General features: G+C 41.9%; 23 protein-coding genes and 2 pseudogenes. 13 read left to right on the top strand and 12 right to left on the bottom strand.

The annotated features are described in order from the left end of the window. Positions 1-148: 148 nt before the first annotated feature. From tnpB (ADH67_RS11205) to trhA, 6 genes are all read right to left on the bottom strand, one after another. Positions 149-505 carry an IS66 family insertion sequence element accessory protein TnpB gene (gene tnpB / locus ADH67_RS11205; protein WP_066591535.1) on the bottom strand — a complete coding sequence of 119 codons (357 nt, stop codon included), beginning with the start codon at positions 503-505 and terminating at the stop codon, positions 149-151. Continuing rightward, a complete protein-coding gene (locus ADH67_RS11200) occupies positions 502-792 on the bottom strand; it encodes a hypothetical protein (RefSeq protein WP_066591529.1) in 291 nt (96 codons plus the stop codon). The genes tnpB (ADH67_RS11205) and ADH67_RS11200 overlap by 4 nt, the downstream gene beginning before the upstream one ends. Positions 793-969: 177 nt before the next feature. Beyond that, on the bottom strand, positions 970-1605 hold the full coding sequence (locus ADH67_RS13685; RefSeq protein WP_236578482.1) for an FAD:protein FMN transferase: 636 nt from the start codon (positions 1603-1605) through the stop codon (positions 970-972). After that, on the bottom strand, positions 1574-2014 hold the full coding sequence (locus ADH67_RS13680) for an FAD:protein FMN transferase (RefSeq protein ID WP_236578484.1): 441 nt from the start codon (positions 2012-2014) through the stop codon (positions 1574-1576). The genes ADH67_RS13685 and ADH67_RS13680 overlap by 32 nt, the downstream gene beginning before the upstream one ends. 9 nt (positions 2015-2023) lie before the next feature. Beyond that, positions 2024-2410, bottom strand: coding sequence for a tetratricopeptide repeat protein (locus ADH67_RS11190; RefSeq protein ID WP_066592207.1), 387 nt, complete (start codon positions 2408-2410; stop codon positions 2024-2026). Positions 2411-2582: 172 nt separating this feature from the next. Further along, on the bottom strand, positions 2583-3248 hold the full coding sequence (gene trhA, locus ADH67_RS11185) for a PAQR family membrane homeostasis protein TrhA (RefSeq protein WP_066592210.1): 666 nt from the start codon (positions 3246-3248) through the stop codon (positions 2583-2585). Positions 3249-3573: 325 nt separating this feature from the next. Between trhA and ADH67_RS11180 the strand changes: the two genes are divergently transcribed. From ADH67_RS11180 to ADH67_RS11150, 7 genes are all read left to right on the top strand, one after another. Continuing rightward, positions 3574-4125 carry a biotin transporter BioY gene (locus ADH67_RS11180; RefSeq protein ID WP_066592218.1) on the top strand — a complete coding sequence of 184 codons (552 nt, stop codon included), beginning with the start codon at positions 3574-3576 and terminating at the stop codon, positions 4123-4125. Positions 4126-4477: 352 nt separating this feature from the next. Beyond that, a complete protein-coding gene (locus ADH67_RS11175; RefSeq protein ID WP_066592226.1) occupies positions 4478-4789 on the top strand; it encodes a cytochrome c3 family protein in 312 nt (103 codons plus the stop codon). 3 nt (positions 4790-4792) lie between these two features. Beyond that, the gene (locus tag ADH67_RS11170; RefSeq protein ID WP_066592229.1) at positions 4793-6328 is read left to right on the top strand and encodes an FAD-dependent oxidoreductase; all 1536 of its coding nucleotides are present in this window, start codon (positions 4793-4795) and stop codon (positions 6326-6328) included. 556 nt (positions 6329-6884) lie between these two features. Beyond that, positions 6885-8177 carry a group II intron reverse transcriptase/maturase gene (gene ltrA, locus ADH67_RS11165; protein ID WP_089275757.1) on the top strand — a complete coding sequence of 431 codons (1293 nt, stop codon included), beginning with the start codon at positions 6885-6887 and terminating at the stop codon, positions 8175-8177. 45 nt (positions 8178-8222) lie between these two features. Then, positions 8223-8513: a hypothetical protein gene (locus ADH67_RS11160; RefSeq protein ID WP_066591529.1), complete on the top strand. Its 291-nt coding sequence runs from the start codon at positions 8223-8225 to the stop codon at positions 8511-8513. Next, the gene (tnpB, locus tag ADH67_RS11155) at positions 8510-8866 is read left to right on the top strand and encodes an IS66 family insertion sequence element accessory protein TnpB (RefSeq protein ID WP_066591535.1); all 357 of its coding nucleotides are present in this window, start codon (positions 8510-8512) and stop codon (positions 8864-8866) included. The genes ADH67_RS11160 and tnpB (ADH67_RS11155) overlap by 4 nt, the downstream gene beginning before the upstream one ends. A 177-nt stretch (positions 8867-9043) precedes the next feature. Beyond that, a complete protein-coding gene (locus tag ADH67_RS11150; protein ID WP_066592232.1) occupies positions 9044-11065 on the top strand; it encodes an IS66 family transposase in 2022 nt (673 codons plus the stop codon). 174 nt (positions 11066-11239) lie between these two features. Here ADH67_RS11150 and ADH67_RS11145 read toward each other — a convergent pair whose 3' ends face one another. The 5 genes from ADH67_RS11145 to ADH67_RS11125 all read right to left on the bottom strand — a co-directional run bounded on the left by ADH67_RS11145 (position 11240) and on the right by ADH67_RS11125 (position 16752). Next, positions 11240-12025 carry a Rossmann-fold NAD(P)-binding domain-containing protein gene (locus ADH67_RS11145; RefSeq protein ID WP_066592235.1) on the bottom strand — a complete coding sequence of 262 codons (786 nt, stop codon included), beginning with the start codon at positions 12023-12025 and terminating at the stop codon, positions 11240-11242. After that, entirely contained in the window at positions 12022-12996 is a 975-nt protein-coding gene (locus ADH67_RS11140; RefSeq protein ID WP_066592237.1) for a LysR family transcriptional regulator, read from the bottom strand. The genes ADH67_RS11145 and ADH67_RS11140 overlap by 4 nt, the downstream gene beginning before the upstream one ends. 1685 nt (positions 12997-14681) lie before the next feature. Beyond that, on the bottom strand, positions 14682-14936 hold the full coding sequence (locus ADH67_RS11135; protein ID WP_066592239.1) for a hypothetical protein: 255 nt from the start codon (positions 14934-14936) through the stop codon (positions 14682-14684). 215 nt (positions 14937-15151) lie between these two features. Continuing rightward, positions 15152-16417 (bottom strand): ammonium transporter, encoded by a 1266-nt coding sequence (locus ADH67_RS11130; protein WP_066592240.1) that lies wholly within the window; start codon positions 16415-16417, stop codon positions 15152-15154. After that, positions 16414-16752, bottom strand: a complete 339-nt coding sequence (locus ADH67_RS11125) for a P-II family nitrogen regulator (RefSeq protein ID WP_066592248.1) — start codon at positions 16750-16752, stop codon at positions 16414-16416. The genes ADH67_RS11130 and ADH67_RS11125 overlap by 4 nt, the downstream gene beginning before the upstream one ends. A 198-nt stretch (positions 16753-16950) precedes the next feature. On the opposite strand from ADH67_RS11125, the gene ADH67_RS11120 reads away from it, so the two are divergent. Both ADH67_RS11120 and ADH67_RS11115 read left to right on the top strand, forming a co-directional pair. Next, the gene (locus ADH67_RS11120) at positions 16951-17751 is read left to right on the top strand and encodes a MetQ/NlpA family ABC transporter substrate-binding protein (protein ID WP_066592250.1); all 801 of its coding nucleotides are present in this window, start codon (positions 16951-16953) and stop codon (positions 17749-17751) included. A gap of 5 nt (positions 17752-17756) precedes the next feature. After that, positions 17757-18533 (top strand): MetQ/NlpA family ABC transporter substrate-binding protein, encoded by a 777-nt coding sequence (locus ADH67_RS11115; protein ID WP_066592251.1) that lies wholly within the window; start codon positions 17757-17759, stop codon positions 18531-18533. 180 nt (positions 18534-18713) lie between these two features. On the opposite strand, the gene ADH67_RS11110 is transcribed toward ADH67_RS11115, so the two are convergent. Continuing rightward, entirely contained in the window at positions 18714-19256 is a 543-nt protein-coding gene (locus ADH67_RS11110) for a hypothetical protein (protein WP_066592253.1), read from the bottom strand. A gap of 596 nt (positions 19257-19852) precedes the next feature. Here ADH67_RS11110 and ADH67_RS11105 point away from each other — a divergent pair. From ADH67_RS11105 to ADH67_RS13820, 4 genes and pseudogenes are all read left to right on the top strand, one after another. Next, entirely contained in the window at positions 19853-21838 is a 1986-nt protein-coding gene (locus ADH67_RS11105) for a fumarate reductase flavoprotein subunit (RefSeq protein ID WP_066592256.1), read from the top strand. Between the two features lie 21 nt (positions 21839-21859). Continuing rightward, positions 21860-22711, top strand: a complete 852-nt coding sequence (locus tag ADH67_RS11100) for a fumarate reductase iron-sulfur subunit (RefSeq protein WP_066592258.1) — start codon at positions 21860-21862, stop codon at positions 22709-22711. Positions 22712-23201: 490 nt separating this feature from the next. Beyond that, positions 23202-23465: pseudogene (locus ADH67_RS13825) on the top strand (hypothetical protein); the annotation flags it as partial. A 458-nt stretch (positions 23466-23923) separates the two neighbouring features. Then, a pseudogene (locus tag ADH67_RS13820) lies at positions 23924-24040 on the top strand (IS4 family transposase); the annotation flags it as partial. Positions 24041-24720 lie beyond the last annotated feature (680 nt).

Below are 24720 nucleotides of genomic sequence, written 5' to 3'. Positions count from 1 at the left end.
CTGTTCATTATGAAGCAACTGAAAGCAGATTAAAACCGGCCTTAGCAGTCCCCTCCAAAGCTCTCAAATACCATGGCTAAAAGCCTTGGTGATCAAGGTTTATAGGATGGATTTTTTTAACGTTCGTTATCAAACAAAGTGTTACAACTTATTGTTCCTTAAAGTAGTTTTTGCGGGCTCCTTCAATGCGTTTTCCATTTAAAAAGGATACGAGCTGTTCAGCTGTTAGGCTTCTTTTAGCCGGGCTGTCAAGAAGACTCATTAGCTGTTGGAAGCTCCCATGATGCAGCCGTCTGGTTATCAAAGTCATTCCCGACTGGTCAGCTGCGATAATCTTGGCCAGCGCCCGTGTACGAGATAAAAACACAACACAATGATTGCCCGAGCAGATGTCTATATTAAGAGTGCTTCTAGCAAAGGCTTCCAGTCTAAAGTAACCGGCTCGTAGATCAGTGGCAGTGGTGACGACCGTAATCTTGCAGCCTTTAAAGTTCAGAAAACTCATGACTGCACTCCGAGAAGCATCTTTATCAAACCTCTGGCTTCAAGGCTAGGATCCGCCGTTTCATAGCTCACAGTAACCTCCGATCTTACAGAAACGGTAATTTGCTTCGAGGCTGGTCCTAATTCTGCCGGCTTTTCTACTGCGGCCGGCTCGATTTCAAATATCTCAACCTCGTCTTCTTGCATATCTTGCTCGGCTGCCTCAAGTTCGTCGGGGACAACTGTTGGGCTCGGATTGGCTTCCACTGTAACGGATGGAAAGGAAAGAACGTAGTCGGCTTGGCTCATGTAAAACTCCTCTCGGTTGTTCAATAAGCCAATTTTTCACCTTCGCTAGAAAATATTCATCACAGTCATGGGAACCTTACGGTCAACAATCCGTGATTGGCTCTTTTTATAAAACAAAAGGAACACCGATTGAAAGTGTTCCTGAAATCTAAAAAAACTTTTTTGGAATCCGGCAGATTATTCTTTACGTATAAAACCAACTTGATACAAAGGCTCAATCACATACAAATCTCCTTTGAGGTTATCTGTTGCAGCAGCATGTTCAAGTTTCTCATCGATAAGGACTGCCTTTAATTCGGGATGTTCGACTAGAAATTTCAATGCACCGTCCCAGCCCATCACAAATAACGCAGTGCAAAGTCCGTCTGCATAGCCGGAATTTCTATTAATGATAGTAACGGAGGAAAGGGTAGCCGGAACCGGTTCACCTGTTTTCGGATTCAAAATATGGTGATATTTTTTCCCATCTTTAATAAAGAATTTTTCATAATCCCCGCTGGTCACAACAGATTCATCCTTGGAGGGAACCGCTGCAAAGTTTCTTCCTCTCTTAAGATCCGGTTCTTGTATTCCGATGAACCATGGGTCTCCTCTGCCGTTTGTGCCTAGGGTGATAATGTTGCCGCCAAGACTTACCAAAACATTATTGCATTCATTTGCACGAAGTTTCTGAGCAATTTTGTCAGCGATAAAACCTTTCCCGGTAGCCCCTAAAGTAATTTCCTGACCTTTTCCGATTTTGGCATAATATTTATCGCCTTCTTTCTTTGTTTGGATTTGCTTATAGTCTACTTTTTTTAAGAGCCTCCTCAATTTCTTGAGGAGAAGGGACGCGGTGATTTGGATGGTCAACACTCCACAATTTAACCAAGGTTCCTACCGTAGGATCCAGAGCACCATCAGTTATTTCACAGATATCCTTCGTTAAATCCAGAATCTCTACAGTATCCGGGCTCACTTCTACCCAGTTGCCATTTGAAGTGCCTAATTTTGAAATGTCACTGCTGGGAATATAGGCCGACAAAAGCTGTTCGAGACGGAGGGTTTCGTCTTTAATAACCTTTTGACAAAATTGTGCTTTTTCCTCGGTATCTGCTTTAACTTGACTAGTGATATTAGTTCCTAAAGCCTGAAATTCATCAAGATAAACCTGAGAGGCCGAAGCAGTAAGGGAGAAGGCGCATAAAAGGAGTGACGTATAGAGGATTTTTTTCTTTAACATATTTATTTCCTACTTTCTAAGATGACTGCAGGCTAATGTTTCGCCAAGGTCGCAGGCTCTTTGATAAAACCGGATGCTTACCTCAGGATCACGGTTAACGCCTAAACCTTGACGGTAATTATTGGCTAAAGACAAACAGCCTACGGCAAAATTCAATCCGCAGGCCTTTTCATAATATTTATTAGATTCTTCCGGCTTTGATTCCTGCTGGAGCTTGAAGCCGAGGTAAAAACATCCTTTGGCGTCATTATTTTCACAGGCTTGCTTGGCAATTTGTTCTGCCTCTTCAAATTTTCCCTCCCGATGCTTAGCGACAGCTTCGTCACCCGTGGAGGCATGCGAAACTGAGAATGCAAAACAAGATAAAAATAAAAGTGAGAGCAAAGGATTCTGCATAGTTAGCCTTTTTAGAATTTTTTATGCTAGCTATAAGTTTAGAAACTGTGGACTTTTATGGCTGTCCTTTGCCTCGCTTGTTACCCAAGTTAAGACAAAGGACCGAAGTTTGAACGGTCCTTTTGAAAATATGTTTTCTTTGAGAGGCAGTTTGAAGCTGGCTACTGTCTATTTAAAACGTATACATCACGGCAAAATAATGAGTCAGACTCCCTCCTAAAACAAACATGTGCCAAATAGCATGGTGATAGGGAAGACGCTGCCAGTTAAAAAAGATTGTGCCTAGAGAATAAAGCAGGCCTCCTGCAACAAGCAATACTAGGCCGGTAAACGGCATTGCATCAAACATTGGCTTGGCCGCAAAAAGGATGCACCAGCCTTGGAGCAAATAAAGACAAGTATTCCATTTATCGCTCATCTTTATGAGCCAGGGTTGAAAGACAATGCCGAAAATAGCGATGGTCCAAACAGCCGCACAAACGGTATAGCCAATCCAATTGTTCAGAACATTTAAGGTAAAAGGGGTATAGCTTCCGGCAATCAGAAGAAAGATCGCAGAATGGTCAAACAATTGAAATATCCTTTTTGCTCTTGGAAATGGTATTGCGTGATACAAAGTACTAGCTAAATAAAGCAGTATTAAAGAAGATCCGAAAATAGTAACGGTCGTAACGACTAGCGGAGAATTAGAGTCCGTGGCATATATTGTCAAGAAGACTAGCCCCACGATAGCTGCCACAGTTGCCAAGGCGTGGGTAATGGCGTTAGCCCATTCTTCGCCTGTCGAATAGAACTTTTCATCCGACCGAAGAAATCCTGAATAGGTTAAATTTTTCATTTATTTCTTCCTCTTTTTTCGTCCTATTATCGTTATTTCTTTGCACGGTAACGACCTCAAAAACGGTCATTTTGTAACAAAGAAGAAAACTGTGTCTGGAATAGGTTTTATTCAAAGTCACATCTAGTTACATATTGATTAATAAGCTCACGTAGCTTGCCCCTCAGCTAACTTTCATTATCTCGGGCCATTTCAAAATATCTTTCTTGATCTTTTCTTAAGTCCCTCTGTTTCAGGACGTATCTAGGAAAAGAAGAGGATTCAAAGAAGAAAAACGACTGTGAAAAGCCGTTATTATTTTCTGCGTCTATATAAGGAGAAATGAATGGCTAACACTCAAACATGGGGAGTCACTGTCCCTTCACTCAAAACCATTTTGACATGTTCCGCAGCCTTTATTGCATTAGTAGCTGCAAGCAAAATGTCTGTTCAGATTGGACCGGTTCCGTTAACAATGCAAACTTGCGCGATTGGTTTAATCGGCGCGGTTCTCGGCGCACGCAAGGGCTTTTTAACCGTTTTGGCTTTTGTATTGGCTGGTTTAGGCGGTTTGCCGATTTTTGCTACACCTTTGTCCGGTCCTGCTGCTTTGGTAGGTCCAACTGGAGGCTATTTAATCGCATTTCCTTTCGGCGCTTTAATTGCAGGACTTTTGGCGGAAAGAGGATGGACAGGAGAGAAGATCGTTAAGAGCACAATCGCTCAGTTCTTATCCAATATCTCCATTGTCGTGTTCGGCGGTCTGTGGCTCATGCTTTTAACTGGTTCCGAGAAAGCCTTTGCAGTCGGTTTGCTTCCTTTCTTCGCACCGGCCATGCTAAAAGCAGTTTTGGCTGCCTTGCTTCTTGCCGGTGTCAAACTAACTTTAAGAAAATAGTAGGAATTAATCCTTGAAGGCTCGGTTAATCGCCGAGCTTTTTTATTGGATGGAAAAAGCCTCTTCTTAAATCTATTGAATTCCGAAATTTCTCATTTTGTCAGGAGAAAGAACATCGCGGATTTCTTCTTCAAGGTTTATCAAAGATGCATTTAGGCAAAAATTCAATATGTATTGGATGTCTATATTTAATATAACTAATTGAATATATTAGATTCTATAAAAATTTGCAATAATAAGTAGAACTACTGATGTCCTTTGGTAGGTATGCCGATCTTCGGACTTGCCTTAAATTTCACTTAACGGATTTAAAACAACTTAAATCCTCAATCCCTACCAAGGAGAAAAATAAATGCAATTTTCCCGCTTACTTAAAATAGCTGCCCTTACTCTTTGCGCAGCCACCATCAGTTTTTCAGCACAGGCTCAGCTGAAAAACTCCCCGATGCATGCAAATCTTCCTGAAAATGCTCAGACAAAAGACTGCTTGATGTGCCATCAGTCTTACGATGCAGTTGCACAAAAAACAGCTAAATTGAATCCTAATCCTCATTCTTCTCACCGTGGCGAACAAAACTGCACTAACTGCCACAGCGTTAAAGGCAAACCACGCCTCGAATGCAATGATTGCCACACTTTCGATATCAAGATGAAAGGAGAATAAGTCATGTCAAAGAATATTTCTCGTCGTTCTTTCTTAGGTGCCGCTGCAGCAGCAGGTGCCTCAGCAGTTGCAGCACCGGCATTTGCCGCTTCTTCAAATTCTTCCGCCCCTGCAAAATGGGATGACGAAGTTGACGTAGTCGTATTAGGCTGCGGCGGTGCAGGCATGATGGCAGCCTGCCAGGCTCATGACGCCGGCGGTAAAGTCGCCGTCTATGACGCAGGCAAGTCTCCATTCCACACTGCTATAAATCTTTGCGGCGGCTTGTTCACAGCTTGGGGTTCAAAGCTCCAGAATGCTGACCCGGAAGGCAAAAAAGACTCTTGGCAGCAATTTGCCGAAGACATTATGGCTTATGGTAACTACATGAGCTTAAAAGAACCTGTTTACTGCTTCGCCAAGAATTCCGGTAAAGCATTTGACTTCTTGGCTGACAACGGTCTGGCAAAACACCATCTGGAACCTTATGCAGGTCATTCTCGCCTGAGAGCCCATAGACAGGATTCTTTCAAAGGCCGTGACTACATCGAAGTTTTGGTTAAGCTTTTAGACCAACGCGGTATCAAGATTAATCACGGAATGGGAGTCACTCGCTTCTACTTTGATCCGGAAACTAATACAGTTCTCGGTGTACAGGTTGGAGAAGGAGACAAGGCTAAGAACGTTAAGGCAAACAAGGGCGTCATTATGGCAACAGGCGGTATCACCGGTACTCCTGAATCCTTAGACTCTTGGGTTCCGAGCGTAGCAGGTAAGGGTGTAGCCATCGGCGGTCCGAAGAACGATGGTACAGCAATGAGAATCGCCGTCCGTGACGTTGGTGTACCTCTTTCTCATATGCAATATATCGCTTCCTACCCATGCGGTATCGTCATTAATGGACGTAACGGCCCGTACTGCCGCTGGTGGTTTATCACCAACAACGGCGGAATCTTGGTTAACAAGAACGGACAGCGCTTCATTACAGAAAAAGAAGGTATCTGCCACGTTACACCGCATTTGGCTTTCCAACCTGAAGGATGCCACTATGTCTTGACAGACCAGGCTGGATGGGATCGCACATTAAGCAAGATTAAACTGGGCGCTCTTATCGGTCTTCCAAGCTGGCCAGCTGAAAGAGTTAACTCCGAATTTGCTAAGGGCGAAAACCTTTGGAAGTGCGATACATTGGAAGAACTCAGCAAGAAATCCGGTGTCAATCTTGAAGGCTTGAAGAAACAGCTTGACCAATGGAATAAGGCCGTTGAAACCAAGAACGATACACAGTTCGGACGCACAGATCAGCAGTGGAAACTGAGCCAAGGTCCTTGGTACATGATCAAGATGGAACCTTGGAACAACCTCTCTTGCGGTGGTGTTCGAGTTAACGAAGATCTCCAGGTTCTCGGATGGGATCTGAAGCCGGTTAACCACTTCTATGCAGCAGGTGAAACAGTTGCCGGTGTCCATGGAGCCTTCTACTGCGGCGGTAATGCTTGCGGTTTCGCACATACTTCCGGCTACGTTGCAGGTCGAAACGTAATGGGCAAAAAAGCTTAATTCCTGAGTAAGTAGGAAGAGGCGGAGAGTGAAGAGTTCTCCGCCTTTTTTCTATGTGCGCCCAGCAGGGCGTCCCTCTATAGGGCGCAAATCCCGAACCTGCCCGATGAGGAGAAAGGTTAGCGACTCGGCAAGGGTTTAACGGTGACGTTAAGCTTGAAGGAAGCTGATAGCAAAATGCATGTTCAACGAACAGGAAGCGGATATGAGGCGGTCTAGACGGGTCTGGGGCATAGCTACCCAACACCCAATACTCATACAGGACCCTAGGACGTAGATCCGATGGACAGGCAGGAAAGAGCGACGTCATACTTGGGGAGTTCTGATTTAATGCCACCGGTTACAGAACTCGAGAGGGAACTGGATGTTAAATCAGAAGTCAGCCGAGGTCATAGTAGTGGCAACTCGAAGGACCGAACATTAACGATGTAAGTAGAGGTGATTACTCTCATGACTATTGCAGGAGCTCAGACTAACGCTCTCAGAGCGTCTGTTACAACACAAGGCGGCCAGAACTGCGCGGTGCGGTAGACAGCCGAAGCAAGAGGAGCTAGTCATGGCGAAATCACAATGGACGAAAGCAGAACCTAAAGGACTTCCGCTAATCGAGATTGTATGTTTAGTTCTCGAGGAAGCGGCCCAGAAGGTGATAAGAAATAAAGGTGCGGCCGGCGTAGACGGCATCACTTTTGAGGACTTACCGCGATTTCTGGAGAAACACGGGGAGAAAATCAAGCAGAAACTGAGAAACGGTACCTATATACCGGCGCCCGTCAAACGGGTGGACATTTCCAAACCTAACGGCGGGACAAGAATGTTGGGAATACCAACATTACTTGATCGCACAATCCAACAGGCCATAGTGATGACCATAGGAGGCGACTTTGGGGAACAATTCTCAAATAAAAGCTACGGGTTCAGGGAAGGAAGAAACTGCCAACAGGCCGTGCTGAAAGCTCAAGAATATGTGGAATCAGGCAAATGTTGGGTTGTAGAAATGGATCTGTCCAAATTCTTTGACAGAGTCAACCACGACATTCTGATGGATAGAGTCAGCCGAGTGATAACAGATAAGCCACTCCTGAAGCTAATAAGAAGATATCTCAACGCAGGTATCATGGAGGACGGGCTTGCAAGCCCTCGGACACAAGGGGCACCTCAAGGCTCACCTCTCAGTCCATTGCTTTCAAATGTTATGCTCACCGAACTCGATTGGGAAATCGACTCTAGAGGACTGAGTCACGTCAGATATGCCGATGACTGCAACATATACGTTAAATCTGAGAAAGCAGCTCAACGAGTATTAAACAGCATCACACAATACGTGGAAGGAGAGCTCAAGTTACGAGTTAATCGTGATAAGAGCGGAACCTTTCGTCCTAAGGACTCAACATTTCTCGGCTACACGTTCTCCAAAGCAGACAGTAAACGTATTGTCGTGGCGAAGAAGTCAGTGAGGAGACTCTGGACGAAGCTTCATAAGATCTTTAACTCAGCACGGGGAACTTCTTTGAAAAAGACGATAGAAAGATTGACGCCAGTCCTAAGAGGATGGAGGAACTACTATCGACTGGACACCAGGAAGAAATTTTGGAATGAGATGGATGAACGAATCCGACATCATCTTCGGGAACTTATCTGGGTTGCATGGAAGAAACCAAAGATCAGGGAAAAGAACCTTGTTAGACTAGGCCTTGACCCTGAGACAGCCTGGAAAAGTTCGGTTAATGGCAGAGGTGCGTGGTGGAATTCGGGTCAGGCTCATATGAACCTGACCATCAAGAACGCCCGTTTCGCCAGATTAGGGTTATATTGTAAGGTTCCCATGACTGTGATGAATATTTTCTAGCGAAGGTGAAAAATTGGCTTATTGAACAACCGAGAGGAGTTTTACATGAGCCAAGCCGACTACGTTCTTTCCTTTCCATCCGTTACAGTGGAAGCCAATCCGAGCCCAACAGTTGTCCCCGACGAACTTGAGGCAGCCGAGCAAGATATGCAAGAAGACGAGGTTGAGATATTTGAAATCGAGCCGGCCGCAGTAGAAAAGCCGGCAGAATTAGGACCAGCCTCGAAGCAAATTACCGTTTCTGTAAGATCGGAGGTTACTGTGAGCTATGAAACGGCGGATCCTAGCCTTGAAGCCAGAGGTTTGATAAAGATGCTTCTCGGAGTGCAGTCATGAGTTTTCTGAACTTTAAAGGCTGCAAGATTACGGTCGTCACCACTGCCACTGATCTACGAGCCGGTTACTTTAGACTGGAAGCCTTTGCTAGAAGCACTCTTAATATAGACATCTGCTCGGGCAATCATTGTGTTGTGTTTTTATCTCGTACACGGGCGCTGGCCAAGATTATCGCAGCTGACCAGTCGGGAATGACTTTGATAACCAGACGGCTGCATCATGGGAGCTTCCAACAGCTAATGAGTCTTCTTGACAGCCCGGCTAAAAGAAGCCTAACAGCTGAACAGCTCGTATCCTTTTTAAATGGAAAACGCATTGAAGGAGCCCGCAAAAACTACTTTAAGGAACAATAAGTTGTAACACTTTGTTTGATAACCAGCGTTAAAAAAATCCATCCTATAAACCTTGATCACCAAGGCTTTTAGCCATGGTATTTGAGAGCTTTGGAGGGGACTGCGAAGGCCGGTTTTAATCTGCTTTCAGTTGCTTCATAATTGAACAGTGTTCGGCATTCCCAACCGGAGAGCAAAGTGTTCAACAAGAAGCAGCTCAAAAATTTGTCACAAGAAGAACTCATTGAGCTTGTGCTTAAAACGGAAAAAGAAAAAGAAGAAATACAGGCGCGATTTCGCGGGCTCTCCACAATTGTCATCAACGCATTTCACAACTGTAAAGAAGTGGCCTTATTAGCCGACAAATATCTGATTGCCGAAGATAAATGGATGGGGCTAGCCATTGAACAGCAGATCAGCCATATGCTTGAATCGCTCAGAGTCTTGGCTGAAAATAGTTCGAGTCAATTTCAAGCGTTACTGGGAAAAGGATCGGAAAAAATTGGCAGGGCTGAGGTTGATAAAGAACTCAAAGAAAACAAAGGCTCGTGGGTTAACGGCAGCAAAGAACTGATAGAGGCCACACGCATCGTCGATCAAGTCGTTAAATCGTTGCCGGAAAACACTCCGTTAGCCGGAGAATTTAAAAGCATCGTCAATGAGCCTGCTGCTTCGATTGCCGCTTTAGAAAAGAAACCGAGCCTTGGGCGCCAAAAGGTAAATCCAAAGGTAAGGGAGCGCACCGTTGTTCCTGCTTCCGACAAAGTTCCTCACTGTAAAGGCTGCACGGAAGAGATGATAAAGCTCTCTAGCTTTGTAGAAACAATAAGAAGAAAGACACTGCCGAAACTGGATAATCTTGAGGCGCTCTCTCAGCGGCAAGATGTTTATGTATGTCCCAAATGCGGACAAGCACATGTCAGGCTCCCGGTCGATGCAGAGCATCCGGTTAACTGCGCACGCACAGTCGGTACATCGATGCTAGTTGAGCTAGCTATGGGACTTTACAGCGGAATACCGCTGCACAGACAGATTAAGGAGCTGCAGCAAAAGCTTTGCTTGGGCCATGACACCGTCTCGTACAACTTGCATGATTTAGCCCGCTTTTACCTGCATCCTCTTGCTCTGCTTTATGAATCCTCTTTAAAGAAAGCCGATGTACTAATCGCAGATGAAACTGTATTTCCGGTGCTTGAAGCTCAGGGAAGAGGAAAGTGTGCCAAGGAGTGCATGGATGAGACTAAGCTGCGCAAACAGAATTATCTTCTGGCTCTGACAACAGCAGCTTCAGCGCCTGAACAAATATTTATCCTTAAATATTTACCAAGCCGAAGCGCTCAAGCAATTAGCTCACAAATCACATCAGACTTCCAGTTCAATACTTTAGTAACCGATGGCTATAGCGCCTATGAAACAGTTCTTCAGGCACTAGGCGGGGAAAGAAAGCATCAAAGCTGTTTAATCCACTACCGGCGCAAACTTCTCAGTGCTCTGTTAAGCAGCAGTTTTTTAAAAGAACTTCATCAATCAGCGCTCGGTGAAAAAGAAAAGCTCAGGCAGATGAAGATAAGAGTCCAACAGGCTGAGCCAGGCAGCTGCGTGCTTATCTGTGTTGAGGCACTATCAAAGCTGTATAACCTGCAAGAGGCAATATCGAAGGAAGTCTCGCAGAGGAAGCAGGAGGAATACCGCAGGCGCCAGGACTCTTTATTAACGGCGGTAGATAAAATAATGTCCTGCCAAGCCGACAAAATCTGTATAAAAACTCAATCTGGTTTATATAAGAAAGGAGTCGGAGGCGGGTTGTACTCAGCGGCATGCGCTTACTATATGAATTTGCGCAATGAATTTAAGGTATTTATCGATGACTTCAAAGTACCGGCTGACTCTAATCTGGTAGAAAGCCGCTTGAGGCCGGTGACAGTTCTGAGGAAAAACATTTGGTATAAACAATCGGTTGAGTATGCGGTGGATATGTGCGACATCTACTCTATCTTTAAGACGCTCGAACTCAACGGCATAGCCCCAGTGGAATATTTGAAAAAGTACTGTCGGAGCGTCTATGGTCACGTCCTCGATAAGGCTTGGACAGAAGCGTTAAAAGACGGACACGATAAAACCAAGAAGATAGGTTCCTTGGACTTCAAGCACGGACTGGAAGATTACGACCTCAAGCCATGGCTTCCGTCTACCTACAAACAATTGCAAGCAGAGAGCTAATGCCGGAAAATCCACGGCTCTTATCGAGCCATGGGAACCTTACGTTATATTTTCTCCGCTTTATGGCGATTTGTTAATGAAGCGCCCACTACGGAACCGTACGGTGGGTGCTGTGAGAGGGGGACGGGGCAACCCAACCCTCTACTCGATTGTGATAAAGGAGGCAGCTAATATTTAATTGATATGTTCTGAAACCCAACCCGATGCGGTTTCAATTACACCATCTCGCCAATCGCCGAGAATCAATTCGGAATCCATTTGAAATTGCGTATTATCAAAAGAATAGGGCGCCTTAGAAGGTTCTTCCGGACTAAAAACTAACTTAGCCTTGTAGTTATCCGGAGCGATGACCGAAGCTGTTTTCAAAGCTTCTTCGAATACTTCCGATAAGTGCGGGAAACCATTCTCACATAACTGGTAGGTCCCGTTTAAATCTTGTTTTAGAAAAGCCTTATTGAGAAAAAGACTTAAATATTTAGCAGCCATTCTTTCAGAAATTAGAGGCAAGTTTGATTCTTCTTTAAGAGTGATTTTTCTTCTGTCTTTAACTTTTTCTAAAAAATCGGTGATTAGGTTCTTTGTTCTAAATGAATGCACTAATCCCAACTCAATAAAAAGCGTTCTAACTAAGGCGGAATAAGGCTTTTGAGAGGATTTAGCGGTTAAACCTCCGTAATTTAAAGGTCTAACTTCCAAATAGGTAGCTTCCGTTCCAATTAAGGCTCTTTGAACATATGATCCAAAATTGTTTTCATTTAGTCCTTCATAAGATGAAAGGAGGTAGATGATGCAGCAAGGGCGAAGTAAAGCCAAAACGCTTATGAAATTACTGAATCCAACCACAGAAATATCTGATTTTCCAAAGTGATGGACTTTAAATTTCTTACTGAGTTCTGCCTCTAGATAAGACTGAAAGCTTGTTTTTTCTGAGAGGAGGACAAGGCTGTCTATTTCTTTCACAAATGCACCAAATTAGCAGAAAAATCAGACATCCAAAAGCCGTTGGACATCGGAGAAATAATTCCCTCAAAATTTATAAATCTTTGGAAGAACCAGTTAATAAAGTCATTCACATAGGCTCTTTGAGTATGTTTCTTATTTAAATATACTTGTTGAAGCGGCATGGTCCAATCGGGCAAAACCTGTTGGACTTGCCCGTTCTTTATCTCTGACGCATAGAAGTAATAAGGGCAATAAACACCGATGCCATAATTATCTAATACTGCCGTTTTAATGGCACCCGGATGGTTGAAGCGGCAGCAGGCATCCAGATTAAGGTGATAAGTTTCAGAGCCTTTTTTTAGATGTGTGTTTCTTTCTCTGTTTCTAGAGTAAAAGGAGAATAGGGGATAGTTGTTCAAATCCTCAGGTCTTCTTATTGAGACATTTTCTCCACGAAGAAATTCTGTGGAAGCAGTCATAATATGCTTGATGCCGCCAAGCAGCATGGTTGTATTAGTGGCTGTCGTAATAGGGCTCGTACTTAGAATGATGTCATAGCCTTGGAAAGTTTCAGTACTGAAAAGCTCCACATAACTCATTGAACGGCAGGAAAATCTTGTAGAAGGCTCAATCTTCATGTACTCCAGTAAGCAGATGGGCAGAAGCTTTTCACTGATCCCAATTGGTGCAGCAATAGTAATAAGTTGTTCAAGGTTATCTCGGCCTTGGGACAGATCGTTGATTAGGCACCCCACATCCAGGACAATTCGTCTCATTCTGGAAAAAGCGACAAAACCTGCAGAAGTGAGTTTAAGTTTACGACCGTCCTTTGTGAACAATTCTGTACCTAAATCTTTCTCCAATTTATTTAATTTTCTTGAAATAGCTGAAGTTTCTTGATGAAGAGATTGAGCTGCCTTAGAGACAGAGCCTAAGTTGACCACCTGAAAAAATAACCGCCAAGTGTCTAAGTCATGAGCGCTATTCATAAAATACGCCTTAAGTGTAAAAAAATATTCAAAAAGAAAAACAATATGAAACGGATGATAGTCGTCTGAATAAGCTTAACTCTTTATTTTTTAATGAAAGTACTCTGAATACCAAGCAACAAAAATATCATAATTAACAATTTTGTTAACTATTATAAGCTTAAGTTGTTCTTGATAGAAAAAGAGGAAAGTTCAAAAATAACGTTCGAAAGGATATTTATCCTTTCAATTCTCCTGATTGGTTGTAAAAGTATCTGGACAAAGGATACTAATTCTTAAAAGGGTCTTGTTAGAAAGAGAGAGCTAATAAGACCCTATTTTTTTACCATCCTGCCCAATCTAAATATATTTTCAAAACCTGCTTAGCAAATTTTCATTTTTATTTTCTTACAAAAGCAAAAGCAGAATATCGACGGAAAATTCCTACGACAGAACAAAGTAATTTCCAGAAGTTTCTTTTTGGAAAATTTAATGTTTTTTTAAACTAGCATTTTTTCATCTAATAAATTAACTCTTCATTCTATTCAGTATTGTTAATACCATTTATTTTAAATAATAAAGAGTATTATTTTAATGATGTTTTCTTTATATCAATAAGTTGTATTTTTATTAATTTTAATTTTGTTTAACTTAATAAATACCACAACCACATATAAATATTTAAAATATATGAAATATTTTGATGTATTAATATTAATTAATACTATTTATTTTAAAATTTATTTTTTTTGATATTTAATCTAAATTTAAATTATATAGCAATATTTTAATATTAATTCTTCCTATTTTAAATAAACAATAAATAAACACTATATTTAGTTAGTTTACTAAATAGCAATTCATCTCTATTCGGACAGTAAAAAGAAAAATAGGGCGACTGATGAATAAATTCATTATATGCAGCTTCAAAAAATATCCACATCCGGTTGTGAATATCAAAAATTATATATCTAATTGATTTGGTAGATTATTTTAAATTGAAGAACAGATAGAAACATAAATTACAGATTATTTATAACTGATTTATTTCCTGTATATTCAGTGAGTTAAAACAAATCCATTGATTAAAGATTTAATTTTTGTATATAAGTTGATCTTTCTATGTTGATAAATTTATTCTTTATTTTTCAAATAGTTATCATATAAGTTAAACACTCTGTTTTATACACAAGATATTTGACTGTCTGAATCATAAATTTAATTTTCAGACAGTAAGATCTAAAGAAAAATTCCATTAAAGATAATAATTTATTGTTTCGTAATTTGGGAAGAAACTATATTTAGTTATAATAAATTATGTATTTTTAAATCTGAATAAATAATAATTTATATTATTAATTAATAATAGTATTTATATATTTCTCTTTATCCTATTAGTCTATAAATATTAAATAAGTTCCTCATCTTGCCTACCCTTCTAATGGTATATTTATATTTAATACATCTTTGAAGTTCAAAATATTCTTTACATCTTTAAATAAATATTTAATATATTATTTATTACCAAAGTATTTTTATTTAATTAATTATTATTAAAAATTTAAATAATTAAGTAAAAATTGACAAGGTAAAAATTAAAAACATAAATCAAACTCACCAATAAAGTATTATTAGTTTGGTTGTTTAAAAACGTCTTTTTTTGTATTAAAACGCAAAATAAAATCTTTACTTTCAAGCAAATAGACTTATTTTTGAACTTTATTTTTAAGGCGCTTTCGATTTATTTTTCTTCTTTCTAAATCTGTTTCGATACCAAAATTTGGCTCAAAATCGCTTCGTTGTAAGCCCACCTGTGCTCTTACGCAGAAACCGAAAAAAATTTCTAAGATTTTTCTAAGAATTGATAAGAGTTGAAAAACAGAAGATGTTTTTGATTTTCCACATAAGTAGAAAAAGACCTTTCCCACAGACAGACGAATGTACTTTGCGTTAAATAGCACGTTTATCTTCCAGTAAGACCGGTATGTGGATTCTGTTCGTTAGTCGAGAAGTTTGCAGCCTGCACCATCACCCGACAGGTCGCCCAATCAGGCTTGCCTTAATCTAGGTCTTAGCCTCCCAACTCGATCACGTGAATGGCAGCCGCTAGATGTATCACATGCCGTGCGGACGTTAAAAAAGGCTCCGAAGAGCCTTTGGTTTATTGTAAGTTTTACTATTCGAGTCTTTCTCCGTGGAGAGAAAGGTCTAATCCGACACGTTCTTCTTCAGCTGATACACGCAAGCCGATCAAAAGATCCACAATCTTCAAGAAAATATACGTTACGACAGCCGCATAGATAAAAGTGGCAATGACACTTTCAAACTGAATCCATAGCTGTTCTGCAACTGGCTTCATGGTTTCACCTGTTATCATGTCTGAGGCAAACACTCCGGTGAGAAGCGCTCCGACAATGCCGCCGACACCATGGACACAGAAAGCATCTAAAGAATCGTCATAACCTAATTTGTACTTAAGCCTTGTTGCACCAAAATAGCACACCAATCCGCCGCAGCAACCAATAAATAGAGAGGCAGCCGGAGTGACAAAACCGGAGGCAGGAGTGATAGCAACTAAGCCGGCAACAGCCCCCGATATTGCCCCTAGAACTGTGAACCTCTTATTTACGATGTATTCGCAAATCATCCAGGTAAGGGCCGCTGCTGCAGCTGCAATTTGACTTACTACGATCGCCATAACGGATCTGGAGTCTGCAGCCAATCCGCTTCCTCCGTTAAAGCCGAACCAACCGATCCACAAGAAACAAGCACCGGTAAGAGCCAGCACGAGGTTATGCGGAGCCATCACTTCTTTACCATAGCCTATACGCTTGCCTAAATATATACAGGCAATAAGACCGGCTACCCCGGCATTGATATGAACAACGGTTCCGCCGGCATAGTCCAAAGCACCAGCTTTAAACAACCAGCCTTCATCTGCCCATACCCAGTGACAAACTGGTGCGTAGCAGAAAAGAGACCACAAAATCATGAAAAGAAAAAGGGCGGAGAATTTGATTCGTTCTGCAAAGGCACCACACATAAGAGCAGGTGTCAAGATGGCAAACGTCATCTGAAACATCATGAACAGCATCTCAGGGATGGATCCGTGCATGGTGTCAATCTGGATGTTTTTGAGAAAAACATTGTCAAAATTTCCAACGAACCAATTTCCGCCTGAAAAAGCAAGAGAATATCCAACCGCATACCAGACGATAGTGACCGCACAGCAAATTGCAAAACTTTGCATAACAACGGAGAGAACATTCTTTTTTCTCACCATCCCGGCATAAAAGAGAGCAATACCCGGAATAGTCATAAAAAGGACTAGTGTCGTAGCGACCATCATCCATGAAACATCAGCGGCATTTATTTCACCTGCAGCCCTTGCAGACGAAGAGAGGGCAAGTAGGGCAAATAAATAAAGTTTGAGCCAACTCATAATGCTGCCTCCCCAGTTTCTCCGGTTCTAATGCGAATGCTTTCTTCTAGCGGTGTGACAAAAATTTTTCCGTCGCCAATTTTTTCTGTCCTTGCAGCTTCGCAAATTTTTTCAATAGCTAAATCAACTAAAGCATCCGGACATGCAATGGAGAGACTTACCTTAGGAAGAAAGTCAACCACATATTCGGCTCCTCTATAGATCTCTGTATGACCTTTTTGCCTTCCGAAGCCTTTAACTTCAGCGACTGTAATGCCGCTTATTCCCAGTTCTACAAGTCCTTCTCGAACTTCATCGAGTTTGAACGGTTTAATGATTGCGGTTATAAGTTTCATCTTTTTCCTCTGATTAGTTGGTATTAACAACAATTAGAGCTATGCATAATCCGTGCCAATTTAGGGTTTCCATTGAGAAAATAGGTTCTAAGAAAAGGACGGATGAAAAATCGAAGGAACCAAGACGAAAGAGAGGAATTTTCTACTGTATATTTTTTAGCACTCAGCCTCGAAAAATATAAAAGTTAAGGAGTAGAAATGAAGAAAAGGTTTTTACTAAAGTTACTTGCAGTCTCGGCTTTTGCTGCTTCTCTTGGAACCGCTTCCATGGCAGCCGAACCCGTTACAATCAAAATCGGGGCTAGTCCGGTCCCGGCCGGAGATATCCTGAATTTTGTTAAACCAAAGCTGGCAGAGAAGGGAATTAATCTGAAAATCATCGAATTTTCTGATTATATTCAGCCTAACCTTGCTCTCTCGGATAAAGAAATCGATGCCAACTTCTTCCAGCACAAGCCATTTATGGATAAATTCGCTGCAGACAGAGGTTTAAAGCTCCATGCAATGCCGGGAATTTTTATTGCTCCTATTGCGTTGTATTCCAATAAAATCAAAGATGTAAAAGAGATCAAGAAGGGCGACAGAATCACTATTCCAAATGATCCTACCAATGGCGGAAGGGCGCTTCAATTGTTGGCTTCTGCCGGCTTACTTAAGCTCAAAGACAACGTAGGTCATTCTGCTTCCATCGAAGACATTGTCGAAAATCCGCTCAAATTGAAGATCATTGAGGTCGAAGCTGCAACTCTTCCTAGAACTCTGGACGATGTGAAGGCCAGTGTCATTAATCAAACCTATGCATTAAGCTCCGGATTAAATCCAGTGAAAGACGCCATTATCATTGAATCAAAGGACTCTCCTTATGCCAACATTGTGGCAGTAAGAGAAGGGGACCAAAATAGACCTGAGATCCTGGAGCTGAATAATACGTTAAGAACCCCGGAAGTTAAGGCTTTCATCCTCGAGCACTTCAAAGGTTCATTAATTCCTTCTTTCTAAGTATCATGAAAAAGTTATTACTCTCTTTAGCACTTGTTTCTCTTGCTTCCGGAGCATTCGCTGCTGACACAATCAAAGTTGGTGCATCGCCGGTACCTCATGCAGACATCCTTAAAGTCGTCCAGCCGGCTCTTAAAGAGAAGGGCATTGATTTGAAGATTATCGAGTTCTCTGATTATGTTCAGCCGAATTTAGCCTTATCTGACAAAGACTTAGATGCCAATTTCTTCCAACACCTTCCTTACTTAGAAGCTTTTTCCAAAGATCATAGATTAAATCTTGTTTCCGCCGGTTCCGTTCATATTGAACCGATGGGTGTTTATTCCAACAAAGTCAAAAATCTTAAAGAACTAAAGAAAGGAGCCAAGATCGGTATCCCAAATGATCCGACTAACGGTGGAAGAGCTTTGCAGGTATTAAATGCCAACGGAGTCTTGAGAATGAAAGACGGAGTTGGTGTTAACGGAACTCCTTTGGATATCGTTGACAATCCTCTTAAAGTTAAGATTGTAGAAGTTGAGGCTGCAACACTTCCAAGAGCCTTGGAAGATCTTGATGCTGCAGTAATCAACTCTAACTTTGCTCTCGGTGCAAATTTGAACCCTTCAAAAGATGCTATTGCAATTGAGCCTAAGGATTCTCCTTACGCTAACGTAATAGCTGTCCGCAAAGGAGACGAAAACAAACAGGAAATCAAAGCGTTGTTGTCTGCTCTGAGATCTCCGGAAGTAAAAAACTTCATAGAGCAGAAATACAACGGTGCCGTAGTTCCGGCTTTCTAAAAAAATTTTCCGTAGCACCCTAAAATGTTTGCTACTAAGACTGAAAAGAATTTAAACTATTCAGAACTTAGTAGCTCACAACTAGAATAAAAAATCCCGGGTTTGTTCAATCCGGGATCCATTAATAAAAACTCTGAAAGTAAAACGAACTGTTCTAGGTAAGAAAGTAAGAAAAAGCATTTATTGGCAATGCAATGATATAAAAGCCATACTTCCTTCATCCTTACGGCGTTCTAATTCCTCTATCTGATCTTCAGAGTCAAGTTCAAATCTTTTTTCAATATCAATATCCGCAATCTGGACTTTGTTTCCTTTGAGAGTAAGGCGAGCCCAGTAGGAAAATCGCTGACTGTCTAAAATCAGACAGTCAACGGTTCTATACATAAACAATTTCTTGATATTGACATCTGCTGTCGCCTGGCAAGCAAATAACTGAGAAATATCGTCACCGGCTTTAACCTTCACTGACTCCTCTAGTCCGGCGGATAATCCTACTATTGTTTTATTTTTTAGAATTATGCTCCCGCCCAAATGTTTACTATCCAAGCTGCATTCATCTGAGGAAAAGAAAAAACTTCCAACGGAATAATCAGAGATACTTTTTTCAAAAACGCAAGTTGCTACATCTAAATTAAGAATCTTAGACACTTTGATAACCTTCAATTCGTTTACAAGTTCACCTTCTGTTGTTGAAATATTCGTATTTTTTTTCTTTGCGATCAACCTCGTAAACCCCGATTCTGACTCACTTTGAGTTAAATTAAGAACTTTCCTGTAAGGGTTTTATCTTAGCTTCTTTCTTATTTATACAATTCTTAAATAAAAGATTTTTTTGACGGCTAATAAAGAACCAAAGCTAGCCTCAAAATAAAAAAGAAAATAATTAGCGAGAAAAATAATTATTTGCGAAAGTCAGACAAAATATGAAAGAAAACATTTTTAGTGCTCAAAATAAGTTGTCTAAATATTTAAATGGTAAATGAATATAAATTTAATAATTTTCAAATTCTTGCTAAACCCTAAATCCCAGAGGCTCTAAACCCACGGTTCCTCGAGGTTAAGCTATGTTATTTATTCCCAAAAATCACCTTAGTATTTCTACTAATCTCAAACCTTTTTTCAATCTTAAGTATTGAGAATTTTCTGGGTTTGTTCTAAATTCCGCATATCAGTTGAGAATTAACAATATATGTTAGGGTCAACCCTTGAGCTCAGGTTGTCCCTCTTTGTTGTTGTTTCGACCAATTAAACACTGCTTACCCCAAATTGCGAAAGGTTCCATCCCTTCCTTTCAAATTTGGTTCAAGGAGATTTGCTAAATGAAAGTTATATACACGGATGTTCTCGTCATCGGCGCAGGACTCGCTGGCTTGCGTATGGCTGTTGGTGCAAAAGCACGCGGCCATGACTCCATCATCCTGTCTCTGGTTCCTCCAAAACGTTCTCACTCTAAGGCTGCGCAGGGCGGTATGCAAGCTTCTCTTGCAAACGTTATTAAAGGCGTAGGTGATAACGAAGACGTTCACTTTGGTGACACAGTTAGAGGTTCTGACTGGGGTTGCGACCAGGAAGTTGCCCGTATGTTCGTCAACACCGCACCTAAAGCTGTCCGTGAATTGGCTGCTTGGGGCGTTCCATGGAGCCGTATCACTCCGGGAGACCGTCAGGTTATTATTAACGGTGAAAAAGTTACCATTACTGAACGCGAAGCTGCTGCTGGTTTGATCGGTCAGCGCGACTTCGGCGGCACAAAGAAATGGAGAACCTGCTTCGTTTCCGACGGTACAGGCCACGCCATGTTGAACTCTGCTGCTGAACGCGCTATTGCTCATGGCATTCCAGTTCACGAAAGAGTTGAAGCTATCGCTTTGATTCATGACGGTCAGCGTTGCTATGGTGCAGTTGTCCGTGATTTGATTACCGGCGAATTAATTGGCTATGTTGCCAGAGCCACAGCTATCGCTACTGGCGGTGCAGGTAAACTGTTCCGTGTATCTACAAACGCCCAGATCTGTGAAGGTACCGGTCACGCTATCGCTCTTGAAACCGGTGTTGCTAAGTTAGGCAATATGGAAGCCGTTCAGTTCCACCCGACAGGTATTTTCCCAGCCGGTATCCTCGTAACTGAAGGTTGCCGTGGAGACGGCGGTTTGCTCCGTGATGTTGACGGCCATCGCTTCATGCCGGACGTTGAGCCTGAAAAGAAAGAGCTTGCCTCCCGTGACGTCGTTTCACGCCGTATGGAAGAAAGAATTGCTCAGGGTAAAGGTGTTAAGAGCCGCTTCGGTGAACACCTTTGGCTTGATATCACATTGCTTGGTGAAAACCACATTAAGCACAACCTCCGTGAAGTATATGAAATCTGCCATTACTTCTTAGGGGTAGACCCAACTAAAGATTGGATTCCAGTTCGTCCTGCACAGCACTACACAATGGGCGGCGTAAGGACAAATCCAAGCGGTGAAAGCCAAACACTCAAAGGCTTGTTCTCCGCTGGTGAAGCAGCTTGCTGGGATATGCACGGCTTCAACCGTTTGGGCGGTAACTCTGTAGCTGAAACCGTTGTTGCAGGTATGATTGTCGGCGAAAAGATTGCTGATTTCTGCGATAAGCCTGAAAACGCCATTGACATCCCGACTAAGGTTGTCTATGACTTCATCAAACGCGAACAGTCTAAGCTCGACGCATTTGCCAAGAACTCTGGCACTGAAAACATGGCTGAAATCCGCACTCGCATGCAGGAAATCATGACCACCAAAGTTGGTATTTTCCGTAACGGAGATACACTTGAACAAGCCGTTAACGAACTTGAGGCCCTCTATAAGAAGAGTTTCAATGTTGCTGTTAAGAACCAACCTGGTGCAAATCCGGAATTGGTTTACGCTTACCGCACTCAAAAGATGCTTCGCGTAGCTTTGACAATTGCTCTTGGTGCTTTCCAACGTACAGAATCCCGCGGTGCTCACTTCCGTATTGACTACCCTGTCCGTAATGACGCTGAATGGTGCAGCCGTACTCTTGCCTCTTGGAAGAACGAAAACGACACAATGCCTACTCTTGAATATCAGAAACTTGATATTTCCAAGATGGAACTTCCTCCGGGATGGCGTGGTTACGGTGCCAAGAACTACATTGACAACCCCGAAACACCGATTCGCCAGAAAGAAGTTGACGAAATCAGGGCCAAGATGGAAGCCGAAGGTAAAGACCGCTTCGCTATCCAAAACGCTTTGATGCCTTACCTCCAACTGTTGCCGGAAAACCTGCGCGGCAGAAACGAACGTATTGACGAACCTCTTTCATAAGTCATCAGGAGTTGAATTTAAATGGCTGAAAATACAAAAACTGCTCCGGAAGCAAAACCGGCTGAAAAGGTTACACCTCCGGCTTCTAGCAACCACCGCACACTTCAGGTTAGCATCCTGCGTTACAACCCTGCTGATTCTGAAAGCGTTCCTCATTTGCAAACCTATCAGGTTTCTGAGACTGATTCCATGACGCTCTACATTCTTTTGAATGAATTGCGCGACACACAGGATCCCTCTCTCCAGTTTGACTTCGTTTGCCGTGCCGGGATTTGCGGTTCCTGCGCTATGTTAGTTAACGGAAAGCCTGCTTTGGCTTGCCGTACATTGACTCGTGATCTTCCTGATCACTTCACATTGGCTCCTTTGCCAGGCTTTGAACTGATTGGAGACCTTTCAGTCAATACCGGTAAATGGATGCGAGGCATGAGCGAAAGAATCCAAGCATGGTGCCACGTTAATGAAGAACAAATTAACTTCAACAAGATCGAAAAACCAATGGATCCGAAGCTTGCTGAAGATATTTATCTTCTTGACCGCTGCGTCGAATGCGGTTGCTGCGTAGCTTCTTGCGGCAACTTCCGTATGCGTCCTGACTTTGTCGGCGCCGTTGCTATTAACAAGATTTCTCGTTTCCGCCTGGATCCTCGTGATCATCGTAATGACGCAGATTATTACGAAGTTATGGGAACAGAAAGCGGTGTTTTCGGTTGCATGACATTGTTGGCTTGCCACGATTTCTGCCCGAAAGATTTACCGCTTAAGACCCAGATCGCCTTTATCCGCCGCAAGATGGCAGAGCAGGGCATTACTGGAAAAGAAAAGCGAACACTCAAGAGAGTCGTTCCTCTTCGTGAATTGAAATTAGACTAATCTAATTTCTCTAGAACCTGGCTAAAATCTGCAAAGCCCTGCGAAAGCAGGGCTTTTCTACGTTTGGGATTTTTTTGTAGAAACTCTTTTAAGTACTGGAACCAGATTGAAGCAAACCACTTTGCTCCGAATTTAAAACATAAAAATCTTTTTTGCTCCTTAACCGTACATTTGCTGAGAAGAAAAAAGAGCTGCCAACGAAGCATTTCAGCTTTTGCCGAACTGAAATTAGGATCGCTAGTGTCCATAATAAATTTTTACAGGTTTCTTTGAAGCAAAAATTCCATAAGCAAATATGTCGAACTCCTGATAAAGTAAACTTTGAACCAAATACTTCAGAAAGGAGCCGGCAAGCAGAGAGCAACAATCTATGTTTGCGCAACTTGTCCAGTCATTGAACTGCAGGTTGGAATTTAATAATCTAGTTCAAAAACACGATTCATGCCGTGGAACTAAAGGCTTGTCAGTTTGTAGCTAGGCTTTTTGCCAGCTTACTAGTGCTGATTCATTAAGAGAAATCGAGGACGGACTGCATTCCTGTATAGGAAAATTACAACACCTTGGTGCCAGACCAGTGGGTCGTTTCGCGTTAAGTTATGCAAATGCAAGAGGCCTTGCCAGCTATATGAAGACCTTTATCACGCCTTGCCGAATAAATTTCGGAATGAATCCCAAGGCCGTCTCGGCCCCTGGTTTACAAAATCCGTCTTTACCGTCTTTCGTTTGGATTCCACAACCATCTCTTTATGTCTGAAAATATCTGATTGGGCTCAGCACCCCAGAAGAAAAGGAAGAATCAAGCTGCATGCCTTGTTAAACAACGACCCAGGACTACCGGAGGGGCATCGTTGAGACAGTGGACAAAACTAGCGATAGAAAGGAGCAGCATTAATTCTTGACGGTCTGAGCTGCGGATCTATCGTTGTTATGGTCAGGGGCTACAACGATTACCGATTTTTAAAGAACTCACTGACCGACAGCTCACCTTTGTCATACGACTGAAAGACAATGCTAAACAGACACTGTTAAAAGATACTCCTATCTCTGAAGCTCTCTCAGGCAAGTGGAGGAGTTTACGAGATGACTTTTATTGGTCCTCAAGCCGTAACGCTCTGCGGACAAACTAAATTTAGAGTTCTTCAATAGTATGACGAAACAACGAAGAGCTGGTTTGAGTTTCTGACAAATAATCGCCAACGGCATCCTCAAGAGACAGCCGATTTATACAAGGATCGGTAGCAAATAGAACTCTTCTTCAAGAAGGTTAAGCAAAATCTTAAAGTTAAAAGTTTTGTGGGAACCTCGAAAAATGCTGTTATGACACAGATTTAGACAGCTGCTATAGCCGCAATAATCTTGGAGCTATTAAAGCGCAGAGCCTTCTACAAATGATAATTCTGCCGTTTAGCGCGATATTTCAGGCTCAATTTAATGACCAGTGCAGTGGCTATCGACGGAAGGCAGAGGGAAAGTGTGTACCACCACCTCTACAAATGAGACCTTTCGGCTAGGGAGGCTTATTTTTGGAAAAAGCGAAATAATTTAGTAAAGGCCGATGAAATCGAGCCCTTAAATGTGACTTGAAATTATTTTGGACAGCAGTGAATTAGGATAGATAATCTAATTTCAAAACTTGGCTATAAACCTGCAATACACTGAGAAAATAGACTACTCAATATTTGTTTGTGATAAAAAACATACAAATTAGGAACTTTATATATTCTTTATTTTCAAATAGTTACATTAATTACAATTCTATTTTATTTTTGTTGTATTTCAATCAGTTATAAATCCTTCTATTTACATTTAGTAAGGGTTAAGACTAAAATACTATGTAGTTCCTACGTGCAAACCCTATTTGTATTAAAGAACTTTCATGATATTGTTCGGTTCGCTTAAACCACTGGAGGCAAGCGTAATTTACTCTTTTCAAAGAATAGTTCTTGGCAAAACGGCAATTGTTCTTTCATTAGTTCGTTTATGAGCGGGCTAATTAAAGATTAATTGAT

Source organism: Turicimonas muris, assembly GCF_002221595.1.
In the GTDB taxonomy this organism is placed as follows: Bacteria; Pseudomonadota; Gammaproteobacteria; order Burkholderiales; family Burkholderiaceae_F; genus Turicimonas; species Turicimonas muris.
This window is presented reverse-complemented; position numbering and strand designations above follow the sequence as displayed.